This is a genomic window from Polaribacter ponticola (assembly GCF_026191475.2).
GTDB classification, from domain to species: Bacteria; Bacteroidota; Bacteroidia; order Flavobacteriales; family Flavobacteriaceae; genus Polaribacter; species Polaribacter ponticola.
Genome location: NZ_JAOSLC020000003.1, coordinates 1,967,648 through 1,983,368 on the forward strand (window position 1 = coordinate 1,967,648; position 15,721 = coordinate 1,983,368).

General features: G+C 29.8%; 13 protein-coding genes, 1 tRNA gene and 1 pseudogene. 13 read left to right on the forward strand and 2 right to left on the reverse strand.

Annotation, left to right across the window (positions count from 1 at the left end; all coding sequences use genetic code 11):
- Nucleotides 1-23 precede the first annotated feature (23 nt).
- The 10 genes and pseudogenes from N5A56_RS14105 to N5A56_RS14155 all read left to right on the forward strand — a co-directional run bounded on the left by N5A56_RS14105 (nt 24) and on the right by N5A56_RS14155 (nt 10,915).
- On the forward strand, nt 24-1,109 hold the full coding sequence (locus N5A56_RS14105; protein ID WP_265726027.1) for a hypothetical protein: 1,086 nt from the start codon (nt 24-26) through the stop codon (nt 1,107-1,109).
- Between the two features lie 271 nt (nt 1,110-1,380).
- Entirely contained in the window at nt 1,381-1,947 is a 567-nt protein-coding gene (locus tag N5A56_RS14110; RefSeq protein ID WP_265726028.1) for a restriction endonuclease subunit S, read from the forward strand.
- Nucleotides 1,937-3,463: a type I restriction-modification system subunit M gene (locus tag N5A56_RS14115; RefSeq protein ID WP_265726029.1), complete on the forward strand. Its 1,527-nt coding sequence runs from the start codon at nt 1,937-1,939 to the stop codon at nt 3,461-3,463. Before N5A56_RS14110 ends, N5A56_RS14115 begins: the two co-directional genes overlap by 11 nt.
- A gap of 9 nt (nt 3,464-3,472) precedes the next feature.
- Entirely contained in the window at nt 3,473-4,672 is a 1,200-nt protein-coding gene (locus N5A56_RS14120; protein WP_274270496.1) for a restriction endonuclease subunit S, read from the forward strand.
- 37 nt (nt 4,673-4,709) lie between these two features.
- On the forward strand, nt 4,710-5,387 hold the full coding sequence (locus tag N5A56_RS14125; protein ID WP_265726031.1) for a DUF3800 domain-containing protein: 678 nt from the start codon (nt 4,710-4,712) through the stop codon (nt 5,385-5,387).
- A 4-nt stretch (nt 5,388-5,391) separates the two neighbouring features.
- Nucleotides 5,392-5,931 carry a hypothetical protein gene (locus N5A56_RS14130; protein WP_265726032.1) on the forward strand — a complete coding sequence of 180 codons (540 nt, stop codon included), beginning with the start codon at nt 5,392-5,394 and terminating at the stop codon, nt 5,929-5,931.
- Nucleotides 5,932-6,161: 230 nt separating this feature from the next.
- Nucleotides 6,162-7,175 carry a type I restriction endonuclease gene (locus N5A56_RS14135; RefSeq protein WP_265726157.1) on the forward strand — a complete coding sequence of 338 codons (1,014 nt, stop codon included), beginning with the start codon at nt 6,162-6,164 and terminating at the stop codon, nt 7,173-7,175.
- Nucleotides 7,160-9,319: pseudogene (locus N5A56_RS17545) on the forward strand (type I restriction endonuclease subunit R); the annotation flags it as partial. The gene N5A56_RS14135 and the pseudogene N5A56_RS17545, both read left to right, overlap by 16 nt.
- A 169-nt stretch (nt 9,320-9,488) precedes the next feature.
- Entirely contained in the window at nt 9,489-10,013 is a 525-nt protein-coding gene (locus N5A56_RS14150; RefSeq protein WP_274270592.1) for a M48 family metallopeptidase, read from the forward strand.
- 353 nt (nt 10,014-10,366) lie between these two features.
- Nucleotides 10,367-10,915 (forward strand): hypothetical protein, encoded by a 549-nt coding sequence (locus N5A56_RS14155; protein ID WP_265726034.1) that lies wholly within the window; start codon nt 10,367-10,369, stop codon nt 10,913-10,915.
- A gap of 454 nt (nt 10,916-11,369) precedes the next feature.
- On the opposite strand, the gene N5A56_RS14160 is transcribed toward N5A56_RS14155, so the two are convergent.
- Together N5A56_RS14160 and N5A56_RS14165 are read right to left on the reverse strand one after the other, a co-directional pair.
- Nucleotides 11,370-11,443: transfer RNA gene (locus N5A56_RS14160), tRNA-Ile, on the reverse strand.
- Between the two features lie 63 nt (nt 11,444-11,506).
- Complete coding sequence (locus N5A56_RS14165; protein WP_265726035.1) at nt 11,507-12,478, reverse strand: polyprenyl synthetase family protein; 972 nt, start codon at nt 12,476-12,478, stop codon at nt 11,507-11,509.
- A 128-nt stretch (nt 12,479-12,606) separates the two neighbouring features.
- On the opposite strand from N5A56_RS14165, the gene N5A56_RS14170 reads away from it, so the two are divergent.
- From N5A56_RS14170 to N5A56_RS14180, 3 genes are read left to right on the forward strand one after another with little or no spacing between them, the layout of a single operon-like run.
- Entirely contained in the window at nt 12,607-13,203 is a 597-nt protein-coding gene (locus N5A56_RS14170) for a TetR/AcrR family transcriptional regulator (protein WP_265726036.1), read from the forward strand.
- The gene (locus N5A56_RS14175) at nt 13,204-14,535 is read left to right on the forward strand and encodes a TolC family protein (protein WP_274270497.1); all 1,332 of its coding nucleotides are present in this window, start codon (nt 13,204-13,206) and stop codon (nt 14,533-14,535) included.
- 11 nt (nt 14,536-14,546) lie between these two features.
- A complete protein-coding gene (locus N5A56_RS14180; RefSeq protein WP_265726038.1) occupies nt 14,547-15,719 on the forward strand; it encodes an efflux RND transporter periplasmic adaptor subunit in 1,173 nt (390 codons plus the stop codon).
- Nucleotides 15,720-15,721 lie beyond the last annotated feature (2 nt).

Here is a 15,721-nt window from a genome sequence, read left to right on the forward strand (position 1 = left end):
AGCACACTAATTTCAAAGTTAAGATGCCCACGTTACTGCGTGGGCTGTTCTTATTTGGTGTGCGGGTGTTTGGCGATACCTTGTTGCTGATAAGGTACAGTTCCACGCTTTTTTATTCACTTTATATCATGGAAAATCAACACAAAAAAATCGCCAATCTTCAATTACACATTTCTGAAAACTGCTCAGACCTCGAAAAGGAAATACTTACCGCCTACTGGGAAATAGAAAACAATGAATTTGTTAATTCTGTTAAGTACATCAGAGAAACTTTTAATATCAATCAATCTAACCTTTTAAATCTCTACCAGTACGCCAAAATTTCTTTGTACCTGCACTGCGAGCAGTGTAACTCGTATGAAAAAAATAGCGCTAGAAGCCAGTCCGCATTCAAAGATCACTTGAGAAAAGTAAAAAGGAAACGTCACTACGATTTTAAATGCGATCATTGTATAGAAACCCTTAAACAGGAAGAACTATTAGAGGAAAAAGCAAAACATGAAGCACTGATCACAAGACTCAAACAAGCCATTTTAAATAAAAACTGGAATAATCTCAATAATTTTGAGAAAAGTGTTTTAAAAAACTGTTTGCAAATGAGTTTTTATAAACTAAAAAGGCACTATGGCAAGATTTTAGGAAAAGGAAAATTTATAAACCTAATCAACGCTTTAGACCAAATAGAACAACAAAATCTAATAGTTTTGGAAAGGGACTACAGAAATTACATATTAAATTTCCAATATTTAGAAGTGTTAAAACAGAGTTTAGACGATATCATAATCACTAAAAATTTAAACGAATCTTCTCTACAACAAAATAAAGAAACCAATGAGTTAAAGTTTAAACTCTTAATAAATTCAGAAAAACACCATCCAGACAGCCCACTTTATGCTGGTACCATAGTTTTTAAAGAAAGAATTGTTATAGAACCTAATATTGAATATACTTTTGGGCAATGGGAAAGAGCAAATGACCAATTGTATTTAACCATGATTCCTACCTCTGAAATTGAAAAAGCACCAGAAGTAAAATCACTGTTTAAACAACCTAGACATATCAAAAATCATATTGAAGATTATTTTAAGCATATAAAAAATGACTTTTGATTACTAGTAAAATGTAAGCTGCAGTCAAACTAACTTTTTTTAATTCTTTTAAAAAAAATAGTACTTAAAACTAACAACAACTAAGACTATATATAATTATAGCCAAGTTTATTAACTCAAGATACTTATAATCTGATTTTTAGCACTTTAATTAAACAACACATACTTCATGTAAAAAAGTTGTACATAAATAACAATAAAAAAAATATAGATTTTATTAGGCAGGTAAAATAATTAAATATACATTTGTACATGAATAACAACAAATAAAATGAAATTAAGAGAGCTTGCTTTAATATCTTCAGGCATAAACGAACGCAGAAATCCACAAGGAACTATTTACTATATAGGTGCTAGTGACTTTGTAGCTCCTAGTCTACTAAATAAGCTGATCAAGCCTAGTATAATGCCTTCTGAAAAATTAGAAAAACATTTTTTAACGAAACAAGATGTTATTGTTTTAGGTAAAGGACATAATGGTTTTGTGGGGCACACTATAGTAGATGATTCTAAACCTATGGTTGCCTCTTCTAGTTTTATGGTATTAAGAGACTTTCATGTCAAGGTATTGCCAAAGTATATTGCATGGTATATTAATTTAGAAAGTACACAGCAAGAACTCCGAAGTTATAGTCGTGGTACTGCATTACCTTCAATAAACAGAACTATACTTGGTGATTTAGAAATTAAAATACCTCCTTTAAAAATTCAAAAACAAATTATTGAAATAGATGAGCTTAAAAAACAAGAATCAAAATTAACAACTCAATTAGACCAACTAAAAACCATTCAATTAGAATTATTATTAAAAAACAAAATAAAGAACTATGAGCAATAAAATTCAATCTGCAGACATCAATAAAATTATTTGGCAAGCCTGTGATACTTTTAGAGGAGTAATAGATCCTAGTCAATATAAAGATTACATTTTAGTAATGTTGTTTTTAAAATATGTGTCAGACACTTATACTGAAAAGTATGAAGCACATTTAAAAAAATATGATGGCAATGTAGAACGTGCAAAACGTGCTATGGCCTCAGAACGTTTTACAGTGCCAGAACATAGTCACTTTAATGCACTTTATAGCAAACGTAATGAGCCTAATATTGGGGAATTAATAGACATTGCTTTAGCAGATTTAGAGGATGCCAATCGTGAAAAACTAACAAGTAGTGATGGTGCTGGAATCTTTAGAAACATCAGTTTTAACAGTAGTAATCTAGGAGATAAAAAAGATAAAAATTCACGTCTTAAAAACCTATTGACAGACTTCAATAAGTTAGATGTAAGACCATCGTCTTTAGATGGACAAGATGTTTTAGGTGATACATACGAGTTTTTAATAGCCAATTTTGCAAGTGATGCAGGTAAAAAAGCAGGAGAATTCTATACACCAAAAGAGGTATCAACTTTACTAGCGCGCTTAACAAAGTCCAAATCGGGAGCACGTATTTACGATCCAACTTGTGGTTCTGCATCTTTATTAATCAAAGCAGGTCAACAAGTGAGTGATAACAACTTTTCATTATATGGTCAAGAGGCAAACGGAAGTACATGGGCATTAGCTATGATGAATATGTTCTTACATGGTTTTGATAATGCTTCTATACGTTGGGGAGACACATTACGTAATCCAAAACACGTTGAAGGTGATAACTTAATGAGGTTTGATACTGTAGTAGCAAATCCGCCATTTTCGTTAGATAAATGGGGACAAGAAATAGCTGAAGAAGATAAATACAACCGTTTTAATAGAGGCTTGCCACCAAAAAGTAAAGGCGATTGGGCGTTTATTAGTCATATGATAGAAAGTGCATACGAAGATACAGGTATGGTTGGTGTTGTGGTGCCTCATGGAGTATTGTTTAGAAGTGGTGCAGAAGGTAGAATAAGAAGACGAGTTATAGAAGATAATTTGTTAGATGCTGTTATTGGGCTACCTGCCAACTTATTTTTTGGTACAGGTATTCCTGCAGCGATACTTATTTTTAACAAAGCAAAAGACAAACGCACAGAAACTGTATTTATAGATGCCAGTGAAGAGTATGGTAGTGGTAAAAACCAAAATGTACTAAGACCTGAAGATTTAGTCCATATAGTAGAAACTTACAATAACTTTAAGGAGAACAAAACAGAACCAGGAGTTTTAGAAGAGAAGTATAGCTACGTTGCTGATTTATCAGAAATTACAGAAAACGAATACAACTTAAACATACCTCGTTATGTAGATACTTTTGAACCAGAAGCAGAAATTAATATTACAGAAGTACAAACAAAAATAGCTAAAATAGAAGATGAGTTGGAAGATGTACAGCAAAAAATGCAAGCGTATTTAAAAAAATTAAGTTTATAAACAATGGCTATGAAAAATGTAATAATAGAAAATACAAAAGGGTTTAAGGAAACTAAGTTGGGGTGGATTCCTGAGGATTGGGATATTATTAAGCTAGAAGATATTGGGCATACAGTAATTGGTTTAACTTATAATCCTCAGATGGTTTCTGAAGAAGGTATGTTGGTTTTGAGATCATCTAATGTTCAAGATAGAGCTTTAAAATTTGAGGACAATGTGTATGTAGATGTAAATGAAAACAAATTCAACAAAACTAAAACAGGTGATATATTGATTTGTGTAAGAAATGGTAGTCGCAACTTAATAGGTAAAAATGCCATAATAGATGAAGCTTCAGCAGGTACAGCTTTTGGTGCTTTTATGCTAGTTTTTAGAAGTTCTGATTACAAGTTTTTGTACCAATTATTTGATACTGCCTATTATGGTCGTGAAATTCATAGAAATTTAGGAGCCACAATTAATTCAATTAATACAAAGAATTTAAAACAATTTAGATTTCCTTTCCCTAAAAAGAAGGAAAGAATGCTTATCTCAACTTGTTTAAGCACTTGGGATACTGCATTAACAAACCTAAATTCACTAATAAAAGCAAAACAAAAGCTAAAAAAAGGCTTAATGCAACAGTTATTAAGTGGTAAAAAAAGATTGCCTGGGTTTGAACAAGAATGGGAAACTTGGTCGTTTGAAGAACTTTTTAAAAAAGTGAGTAGACCTGTAAATTGGAATGATGAAGAAACTTATGATCTTATTAGTGTAAGAAGACGTTCTGGAGGATTGTTCCATAGAGACAGTCTAAAGGGATCTCAAATTCTAACGAAGAAACTTTATATAGCTAAAAAAGGAGATTTTTTAATATCAAAAATGCAAATTCTCCATGGTGCGTCTGGGTTAGTGAATGATAAGTTTGATGGAATGAAAATATCCGGATCATACATTGCTGTAGTTCCCAAAAATGATACGCTTTTAAATATGAAATTTATGGAATGGTATTCTAAAACTCCTAAATTTTATCATCAAACGTTTAGGAGTAGTTATGGAGTACATATTGAAAAGATGACCTTTAATTATAAATTATTTGAAAAAGAAGAAATAATTCTTCCACCTTTAAAAGAACAGAATGCAATCACCAAGGTTCTAAATACTTCAGATAAAGAAATAGAGTTATTAACCAACCAACGCAATCAATTACAATTGCAAAAAAAGGATTGATGCAACAATTGCTTACGGGTAAAAAAAGATTGAAAGTATGTCAGAAATAAAAAAAACATTTAATTTATATTGTGATGAAAGTACTCATTTACAATATGATGAAAAACCATTTATGGTCATTTCTTATATAAAATGTGCTTATCCTCAAATAAAACAACACAAGGCATATATTAAACTTTTAAAAGAAAAACATAATTTTTATGGTGAAATGAAATGGTCTAAAATATCAAAATCTAATGCAGAGTTTTATAATGATGTGATTGATTATTTTTTTGCTACAGATTTAAGTTTTAGAGCTATTGTAGTAGATAAAAATCAAATTGACGAATCACGTGAAGGTTTTACCTATAATGATTTTTATTTTAGAATGTATTACCAGTTAATAGCTCATAAAATGCATTCTAAACATTTTTACAATCTTTATTTAGATATAAAAGATACACGTAGCCAACAAAAGCTAGTAGGGCTAAAAGAAATACTTAATAATAAAAGTAATGTTAGGAATATTCAATTTATTAAGTCTTATGAAAGTTATCTAATGCAGATAGCTGATGTTATGATGGGGGCAATAAATTATCACATAAGAGGTCTTAATAAAGTTACTGCAAAAAATAGAGTTATTGAAAAAATGCAGACTAACGCAAAAATAAATCTTAAAAAATCTACACCTAAAGAAGCAGAAAAGTTTAACCTATTTTACATAGATTTAAGTTAGTAGTATGCCTCATAATCAAATAAAAAAATACCCAGACTTATTAGAAATAATGCATTACAGTGAGTTTCAAAGGAAAAAATCACTGAGAGCTATTTTTGATAGAGATATCACAGATAATGATAAATTTATATTTAATAAAAAAATAATTAGACCCACTAAAATTGATGGAGAAATTGATTTAGGCACAGTTTTTAATCACTTAATCTCTGAAGATTATTTTGAAAAAGATGAAAACGGTAAAACAGTAAAAAGTCGTGTTTTTGAGAAAGATAGAGCGCATCGATTACATTGGTTAAAGCCACATATTGAAGTTAAAATTAAAGATACCGTTTTTCATTTTTCTGTAATGGAGCGAGATCCTAAGAAAAGAAAAGATGTACCTAGAACATATCTATTGAATACAACTCAAAAGTATGTAGTTGTTTTAGAGCCTCAAAATTCAGGACTAGATTATTATCTTATTACTGCATATTATCTCAATAAAAAATATGGTTTAAAACAGATGAAGAAAAAAATGAAAAATAAATTAGCAAAATTGTTATAAAACCGCAAGGCTCGGTACATATCTTGATGTATCGAGCCTCGAAACTCTGTCTTCCTATATATTCGGTAAGATGAGCGGTGCAAATGTAAAACAATTTTACTTGTAAACAAAATATCAACAATCATACCGCTTCGCTTAGAGCGGCTTTGTAAAGTATAAAAACTATGGAGACACCATCATTTAAAGAAGATCATATTTCTCAAATACCTGCATTGCAGCTATTAATTAATATGGGTTATAACTACCTAAATCAAGAGGAGGCTTTAAAAGCTAGAGGTAATAAAACCTCAAATATTTTATTAGAAGATATTTTACGAACTCAATTACATAAAATCAATAAAGCTCGTGTGTCTTCAAGTAAATCAGTCTCATTTACAGATAATAATATCGAAAACGCTATTATAGCTTTAACAGATATACCTATGGTAGATGGCTATATGATTACTAGCGAAAAAATATACGAACTACTTACACTAGGCATTTCATTAGATCAAAGCATTCAGGGTGATCGTAAAAGTTTTGATTTACAATATATTGATTGGAAAAACCCCTCTAATAATGTTTTCCATGTTACAGAAGAATTTAGCGTATTGCGTTCTGGATTAAAAGAGCATTATAGACCTGATATAGTATTATTCGTAAATGGTATACCACTTTGTGTTATTGAGTGTAAAAGACCAGATATGAAAGAACCGTTAGCTCAAGCCATATCTCAAAATCTTCGTAATCAAAAAGAAAAAGGTATTCGTCCTCTTTATGCTATGTCACAGTTAGTAATGTCTTTAACAGTTAATGAAGGTAGTTATGCAACAACAGGTACTCCAGAAAAATTTTGGGCAAAATGGCAAGAAGATTTTAAAAAACCAAATGGGGGCATTGATGAGAAAAAAGAAGCTGATTTTCGTCAAAAATTACATAAACTTAAAAATACGCCAATTAGTAATAACATAAAAGAGCGCCTTTTTACAGAGCGTTTTTACTATGTGCGTAAATATTTTGACGCATTAGAGTTAGAAGAAATTAAAGCAACTCCACAAGATGAATATTTATTTAGTTTATGTAGTAAAGAGCGTCTGTTAGATCTTATTTACAACTATACTTTATATGATAATGGCGCAAAGAAAGTCGCACGTTATCAGCAGTTTTTTGCAATTAAAAAGGCAATGAAACAAATAAAAAAACAAAAAATGGTCAGAGAACTGGTGGGGTTGTTTGGCATACACAAGGTAGTGGTAAATCGCTAACAATGGTTATGTTGGCTCAGGCTATAGCTATGGAATCTAGTATTTTGAACCCTAAAATTATTTTGGTAACAGACAGAACAGATCTAGATACTCAAATAACAGGTACGTTTAGAAAATGTGGAATGGATGTAGATAATGCAAAAACAGGCGCACAATTAATTGAGCTTTTGCATACAGAAAGTGATGCAGTAGTAACAACTATAATCAATAAATTTGAAACAGCTGTAAAAAAAATCAAAACTCCATTAACCAGTAATAATATTTTTGTTTTGGTAGATGAAGGGCACCGTACTCAGCATGGTACATTTAATATTGAAATGCAAAAAACTTTACCAAATGCATGTTTTATTGCATTTACAGGTACACCTTTATTTAAGAAAGATAAAAGCACATTGTCTAAGTTTGGTACTCTTATAGACAGCTATACTGTAGATCAAGCTGTAAAAGATAAAGCAGTTGTTCCTTTATTATACGAAGGTCGTCATGCATTACAAGATGTGAACGCAGCGCCTTTGGATAATTTTTTTAATATGGTTTCAGAACCATTAACTGACTATGAAAAAGCAGATTTAAAAAAGAAATTTTCTAGAGCAGATCAACTAAATATTGCAGATCAAAAAATACTGGCAATTGCTTGGGATATAACAAAGCATTATGAGAATAATTTTCAAAAAACAAAGTTTAAGGGTCAAGTGGTTTGTCAGTCAAAAGCAGCTGCTGTAAAGTATAAAAACTATTTAGATGAAATTGGTCGCGTAACTTCAGCGTTGGTAATATCACCTCCAGATGAAAGAGAAGGAGAAGATTCCGCATATGGCAAGACAGATGATTTAGTAAAAATATTTTGGCATAAAATGATGGATGAACATGGTTCTCCTAAAAAATATCAGAAAAACATTGTAAACCGTTTTAAGAATGATAGTGAGCCAGAATTAATTATTGTTGTCGATAAATTATTAACTGGATTTGACGCACCAAATAATATTGTTCTGTATCTCACAAGAAAATTGTTGGGTCATACTTTATTACAAGCTATAGCAAGAGTAAATCGTGTAAGCCCAGACAAAGACTATGGTTATATTGTAGACTATTATGGGGTTCTAGAGGAATTAGATAAAGCGCTAAAAACCTATTCTACTTTTGAAGATTTTGATGAAGATCAGTTAAAAGGTACTCTAACTAATATTAGTGAAGAAATAGAACAATTGCCGCAAATACATAGTGACCTTTGGCAATTATTTTCTTCTATTTCAAATAAAAAAGATGCAGAAGCCTATCAACAGTTACTAAGAGATGAGGCATTACGTAATAAGTTTTATGACCAATTAGCAAAATATGCACGTATTTTAAAGCTAGCTTTATCCTCTATTATATTTCATAAAGAGACAGAAGAAAAACGTATCTCAAAATACAAAGAAGATTTATCGTTTTTCATGAAGCTTCGCGCAGCTGTTGCTTCAAGGTATTCTGATAAAATAGATTACAAAAAATATGAAGGACAAATTCAAAAATTAATTGATACACATATTCCTACCTCAGATGTTGTAACACTTACAGACTTAGTTAATATTTTTGACAAAGAGGCTTTTGAAGAAGAAATTGAAAAAGCCACAGGTAAAGCAGCTAAAGCAGATATGATTGCTTCTAGAACAGCTAAGCATATATCAGAAAAAATGGATGAAGATCCTGCATTTTATAAACGTTTTTCGCAATTAATTAAAGAAACTATTGAAGACTATTTGCAAGGTAGAATTGACGAAACCGTTTATTTGCAAAAAATTAAAGAAGCTAGGGATGCTGTTTTAAGTAGAACAGATTCTAGCATACCTGCATCGTTAGAAAATAAGGAAGTAGCTAGAGCATTTTTTGGAATTGGCCTTGAAGAATTTGGCACGTTCTCAGAGCAAGAAGATATTGTTTTATTAATAGCTGAAGAATTAGCCCTAAAAGCTGATAGCATTATATTAAATCTTATGCAAGTCGATTGGTCTAAAAGTGTTGACATACCTAAAAAAATGGTTTTCTTAATTGGCGATTTTATCATAGATCATATTCGAGATAAATATGACCTTAAATTAAGTTTTCAAGATATTGATAAAATTGCCGAACGTATTGTTGAAGTTGCCAAAATAAGATATAAATAATGCAGCGTTCGCTTAAATATGGTTCTGAGGAAATAGTTTATACATTACAGTTTCGCGAACGAAAAACTTTGGGTATTACTGTACTACCAGATCGATCTATAATTGTTAATGCACCAATAAAAAGTAGCACAAAAAAATAGAAGATAAAATTCATAAGAAAGCAGCGTGGATATTAAAACAGCAAGATTATTTTTTATCCTTTGAACCACGAAAAACAATTCGGAAATATGTTTCTGGTGAATCTCACTTCTATTTAGGAAGACAATATCAGCTTATTTTAATAGATAGCGATGAAAAAACAGTCAAAAATATTGGAGGAAAAATTGAAATAAGAACACATAATTTTGATAATGCAGAAAAATTATTAGAAGCCTGGTATCTAAATAAATCAAAAAAATGGTTTCATAACATTGCAGAACCTCTTATAAACCAATTCAAAAAATATCAGGTAGAACCAAAAAAAATAGAAATAAGAAAAATGCAAAATCGTTGGGGCTCATGCTCAACTAAAGGTAGAATATTGTTGAACCCAGAATTAATCAAAGCACCTAAAGCCTGTATAGAGTATGTAATAATTCACGAACTCTGTCATTTAGTGCATAGAGACCATACCAAAGCATTTTTTGATTTACAGCAAAAGGAGTTTCCTGAATGGAAGAAATGGAAAAATAAATTGGAAGTATTATTGGCTTAATATTCCTTCGAAAAATGAAAACTTGAAAAGTATTACCGAAATAAAATCAGCCCTTCCTCATTCAACTGCTTAATTCTATTTAATTCATTGACAGGAAAAAATAAAAGAATATATAGAATAGCAATTACTTTATCTGTTGTTCGTATTTATAATACTAATACAAAAACCAAAATCATTATGAATTTATTTAAAAACATGTTTGCTTTAATGGAGCACTTGAGACAACTTAATAAAATACTCGTTGAGAACGAAATTGAAACTATAAGAAGATGAGTTATAAACTTTGTTTTTGAAGTACACTATTCGATAGATCAAATAAAAAAATAGAAATAGGATTTAAAAAAATTGATATTATGATAACAGTTGGACACAAACTATATGTCACTAAGCATATTAATAATGCAATGGTAAAATATGCAGAGCAAGTTTTATTAAAAAGACTGTTGTTACGTTTTGCCTTTGATGATTATAAAGAATTTAAAAAACCAAAAAAGGTATCAAACTTAATTGTTGATACAAGTTTTAATCTTGGACACAACCCTCCTGAAATTCAATATGAGCATATTCAATTAATTAACAAATTCCTTTCTGAACTTGACGAATCGGATTATACAGCTATGTATTTCTGGCTAATAGATAAAAAATTCTATGATTATGAAGATGAATATGAAAATGAAGAAGACGACTTTGATCAAAACATAGACTATGATACGTTTCTAGCTAATTATGGCAGAGAAATTGCCTACAAGATATACGACCCAGAGGGATCTAGGCTTGAGGAAGATTTATTTGGAGAGCTGACTAATTTTATTATTAATTTTGCTGACGAGTTAGATCTTTCACTAGTAGACAAGCAATCCATAGAAGATATCACTGATACATTATACCTTTACTGTAAGTAATAGTAACTACAAAGAGAAAATTAAAATATAGGAAGGTAGTCTATTGAGATATTCTTCGATAATCTAAATTATAAACCGATATTCAATACGAAAATTGTAGATCTCATAATTATTTCAATATTCAACTCACATGCCCAAAATTCAATTGTTATATCAAATCAATTATACTAGGTTTTTATAATAGAAAAACAACCTTACCTAATTAAACTGCGCAAAATCCTCACTAAGTTCGCTATGCTTCTTAGTTTAGATCTTTGCTTGTTTCTATTTCATTAAGTTCTAGTATTTGCAGTAAAATTTTATAAAATTTATGTGTAGCAGAAATGATGTTTTTTTATCAAAAATTAAGTTGATTTAGTAAAAAATGTAAATTATTGGATAAAAGTAGAACCCCCTAACCAGCCCCCTTAAAAAAATAAAACTCTCTTAATCAATTAATTAAGAGAGTTTTCTGTGGTCCCACATGGACTCGAACCATGGACCACCTGATTATGAGTCAGGTGCTCTAACCAACTGAGCTATAGGACCAATAATTAAGGCTGCAAATGTACTATTATTTTTAAATTATTTGCAAATAAATTTAAATAATAATTATACTGTTCTATTCATTAACCACAAGCCAAAAGATTTTAAGTTTTGTTTATTGCTTTCGCTTATATCCATATTAGACAAAGTATCAAACGCTTTTTGTGTATAATTCTCTATTTCTACCTTTATTAATTCTGGTATATTACAGTTTTCAAATATTTCTGTTACCTTTTTAATTTTAAGAGAGTTATCTTCTAATTTCTGATTAAATAACAGTTGTAATTTTTGTTTATCAACTTCATTAGAAGTCTCTAAAGCTTTAAGGTATAAAAAGGTTTTTTTGTTTTCTATAATGTCTCCTCCAACTTGTTTTCCAAAGGTTTCTGGGTCTCCAAAAGTATCTAAATAATCGTCTTGTAATTGAAAAGCTAACCCTAAATTTAGTCCGAAATTATAAATTAAATCAGCATTTTCATCTTCTGTTTCGGCAACAATCGCTCCCATTTTTAAAGCAGCAGCAACTAAAACCGATGTTTTTAAGCGAATCATGTTTATGTACTCATCAATAGTAACATCATTTCTAGTTTCAAAATCGACATCTAATTGTTGGCCATCGCAAACCTCTAATGCCGTTTTACTAAACAATTTAGCTAATTTTTGAAAAACAATAGGTTCGTAATTTTCAAAATATTGATACGCTAAAATTAACATTGCATCACCAGAAAGTATTCCTGTACTCACGTCCCATTTTTCATGCACTGTTTCTTTTCCTCGCCTAAGAGGCGCATCATCCATAATATCATCATGAACTAAAGTAAAATTATGAAAAACCTCTACAGCCAAGGCTGCAGGCAATGCCTTTTTATAGTCAGAAGAAAAAATATCTGCTGCCATTAAAGTTAAAATTGGGCGCATTCTTTTACCTCCTAATTGTAAAATGTAGCCAATAGGTTCGTATAAGTTTTTAGGCTCTCTAACCCAAACTTTAGATTTTAAATATTCTAAGAATTCTTGTTGATAATGTAAGATGTCCAAACTATATATTTTTTTGTAAAAATAATGTAAAGATTTTCTCTTTAAAAACTAAATGTTAAATAATCATTAAAACTTTGGAAACTTTTATTGTTTTTTAAGTTTCCTAATGTATATTTGCACCCGAAATTATGAAAGATAAAATTATAGAAAAAGCAGGAGAATTATTCTTAAACTTAGGTTTTAAGAGTGTTACTATGGATGAAATAGCCAATGAATTGGGTATTTCGAAAAAAACTTTATATAAATACTTTAGTAATAAACATGCTTTAGTTGAAGAAACTACAAGTTCATTACACAATTCTTGTTTTACAATTATAAATAAGGTAACCAATCAAGGTTATAACGCAATTAGAGAAAACTTTGAAATAAAAAAAACATTTAAAGAAATGTTTAAGAACGCTTCTTCATCACCCATTTATCAACTTAAAAAATACTACCCAAAAATCCATGAAAAAACAATGCAGAAAGAAATGATTCTCTTTACTGATTGTTTAAAAGAAAATCTGAAAAAAGGAATAGAAAAAGGATATTATAGAGAAGATACAAACATAGATTTAGCAAGTCAGTTCTATATCTACTTAGTTTTTAGTGTACATGAAAATACAATAGAAAACCATAAAACTCAACAATTAGAACAAGAGGTATTAATTTATCACACAAGAGCAATTGCAACTGAAAAAGGTTTGCAAGAATTAGAAAATCAATTAAAAATTAATCAATATTAAATGAATAAGTATATATACATATTTTGTTTTTTTGCTTTTACCTTTTCTATGAAAGGACAAGAAAAAACTATGGAAATTTCATTAGATGATGCAGTAAAATTTGCATTAAAAAACAGTTATAATAGTACTGTTGCTAGTAATGAAATTTTATCTGCTGAGAAAACAAAATGGGAAACAACAACAATAGGTCTACCTCAAATAAATGCAAAAGTAGATTATCAAAACTTTCTAAAACAACAAGTTACTTTAGCCGATTTTGATGGAGATGGTGTTAATGAAGAGTTTCTTTTTGGAACAAAACAAAATGTAAACGCTACAATTACTTTAACTCAATTACTTTTTGATGGTTCTTATTTAGTGGGTTTAGAATCTGCTAAAACCTATTTGAAAATTTCTGAACAAGCTAAAGAGAAAACAGAATTAACTACAAGAGAAACCGTAATTAATGCATATGGAAATGTTTTAGTTGCTGAAAAAAGTCTTGAAATTTTATTCAAAAATAAAATAGTTAACGACAGAATTTTAAAAGGTGCAAGATTAGGTTATGAAAACGGATTGGCTGAACTTGAAGATGTTGAGCAGTTTGAAATTATTGAAGGAAACATCAATAATAATATTAGATCTGCTAAAAGATTAAAGAATATTGCTTACAAATTATTAAACATTTCTTTAGGTAATAAAATAAATACGAAGTTAATATTAACCGACACTTTAGATACTTTAGTTTTAGCTAACTTAAATTTAAATATACTTTCTGAAAGTTTTAATTTAGAAAATAATATCGATTATAAAATAGCTGAAAATGATAGAGAAAGTAAGCGTTTGCTTATGAAGTTAGAACAAAGTAAAGCATTACCAAGTTTAAACGCTTTTCTAAATTATGGCGCACAAGCTAACTCAAACTCTTTCTCTTTTTTAAGTAGTAACCAAAGATGGTTCGATTCTTCTTTGTTGGGTGTAAGTTTAAATATACCTGTATTTAGTAGTTTTAAAAGGAGCGCAAAAACTGCACAGGCTAAAATAGCTTTAGAAAATGCAGACATTCGTTTAGAAGAGGCTAAACAACGTTTAAGTTTGGCTGCAGAAAGTGCTAAAAGTGATTATCAATTAAGTATTGATAATTACCAAACAGCTAAAAAGAACTTAAGCCTTGCAGAAAAAATAGAAAAGAAGCAGCAAATTAAATTTAACGAAGGAATTACTACTAGTTTCGATTTATTACAAGCTCAAAATCAATTATACACGCAACAAAATGCTTACGTTAAAGCAATGCTTAACATTATTGCTACAAAAGCTACATTAGAAAACGCATTAAATACCCCAATAAAATAACCCTATCAGCAATGAGAAAAATATATTCATTATTATTAGTAACAATCATTTTATCTTCTTGTGGAGATAAAAAAGTTAAGTCTTTAGAAGCTGTAATAGCTTCACAAAACTTAGAACAAATAAGAGCGAAAAAAACAGAATTTGAAAAAAGTGTTAGAGAAATTAATATTCAATTAGATTCTTTAAATGCTGCAATTTCTAAATTAGACACTGTAAAAAAATTACCTTTAGTAACTACTTTTCTTGCTAAACAATCTGTTTTTAATCATTATTTAGAATTACAGGGAAATGTTACAACAAAACAGAATGTTTTAGTATACCCAGAAATGCCTGGAATTATTGAAAGTATATCTGTTAAAGAAGGGCAATCTGTTAAAAAAGGGCAAATACTTGCAAAAATTGATGATGGTGGTTTAAGCCAACAATTAGCACAAGTAGAAACGCAATTAGCATTAGCAAAAACTTCTTTTGAAAGACAAAAAAGACTTTGGGATCAGAAAATAGGTTCAGAAATGCAATTTTTACAAGCAAAATCTTCTTACGTTTCACAAACAAAAGTAGTTGAGCAAATTAAAAGTCAGCTTTCTAAAGCAGTAATTACAGCTCCTTTTAGTGGTGTAATAGATGATGTTTTTAAAGAACAAGGTACCGTTGTATCTCCTGGAATGGGTTCTGAAGTTTTTAGAATTATTAACCTAACAAATATGTATATAGAAGCAGAAGTGCCAGAAAGCTATATTAAAAATGTTACTAAAGGAAAAAGAACTGAAGTATATTTTCCTGTGTTAGGTAAAACCTTTGAAACTACTATTAGACAAGTTGGTAATTTCATAAACCCAAACAACAGATCATTTAAAGTAGAAATAGGTGTTCCAAATAAAAACGGAAGTATAAAACCAAACCTTACTGCAAAAATTAAATTAAATGATTACACTAGTAATGAAGCTTTTTTAATACCACAAAGTATTATTTCTGAAAATGCAGAAGGGCAACAATATGTTTATATCGTAAATAATAGTAATGCTAAAAACGAAGGAGTTGCTGAGCGTGTAATTATTGAAACTGGTAAAACTCAAGGCGATGTTATAGAGGTGTTATCTGGTGTTAAAAAAGGTGCTCAAATTATTAAAGAAGGCGCAAGAAGTGTAAGAAGTGGGCAAACCGTTAAAGTAATTAAATACTAAAC

What these genes read in the sequence shown, in the direction of transcription:
- N5A56_RS14130 (WP_265726032.1), top strand. Translation starts at nt 5,392, where the DNA reads ATGCCTCATAATCAAATAAAAAAATACCCAGACTTATTAGAAATAATG.
- N5A56_RS14155 (WP_265726034.1), top strand. Translation starts at nt 10,367, where the DNA reads ATGATAACAGTTGGACACAAACTATATGTCACTAAGCATATTAATAAT.
- N5A56_RS14110 (WP_265726028.1), top strand. Translation starts at nt 1,381, where the DNA reads ATGAAATTAAGAGAGCTTGCTTTAATATCTTCAGGCATAAACGAACGC.
- N5A56_RS14170 (WP_265726036.1), top strand. Translation starts at nt 12,607, where the DNA reads ATGAAAGATAAAATTATAGAAAAAGCAGGAGAATTATTCTTAAACTTA.
- N5A56_RS14175 (WP_274270497.1), top strand. Translation starts at nt 13,204, where the DNA reads ATGAATAAGTATATATACATATTTTGTTTTTTTGCTTTTACCTTTTCT.
- N5A56_RS14115 (WP_265726029.1), top strand. Translation starts at nt 1,937, where the DNA reads ATGAGCAATAAAATTCAATCTGCAGACATCAATAAAATTATTTGGCAA.
- N5A56_RS14125 (WP_265726031.1), top strand. Translation starts at nt 4,710, where the DNA reads ATGTCAGAAATAAAAAAAACATTTAATTTATATTGTGATGAAAGTACT.
- N5A56_RS14180 (WP_265726038.1), top strand. Translation starts at nt 14,547, where the DNA reads ATGAGAAAAATATATTCATTATTATTAGTAACAATCATTTTATCTTCT.
- N5A56_RS14135 (WP_265726157.1), top strand. Translation starts at nt 6,162, where the DNA reads ATGGGTTATAACTACCTAAATCAAGAGGAGGCTTTAAAAGCTAGAGGT.
- N5A56_RS14105 (WP_265726027.1), top strand. Translation starts at nt 24, where the DNA reads ATGCCCACGTTACTGCGTGGGCTGTTCTTATTTGGTGTGCGGGTGTTT.
- N5A56_RS14120 (WP_274270496.1), top strand. Translation starts at nt 3,473, where the DNA reads ATGAAAAATGTAATAATAGAAAATACAAAAGGGTTTAAGGAAACTAAG.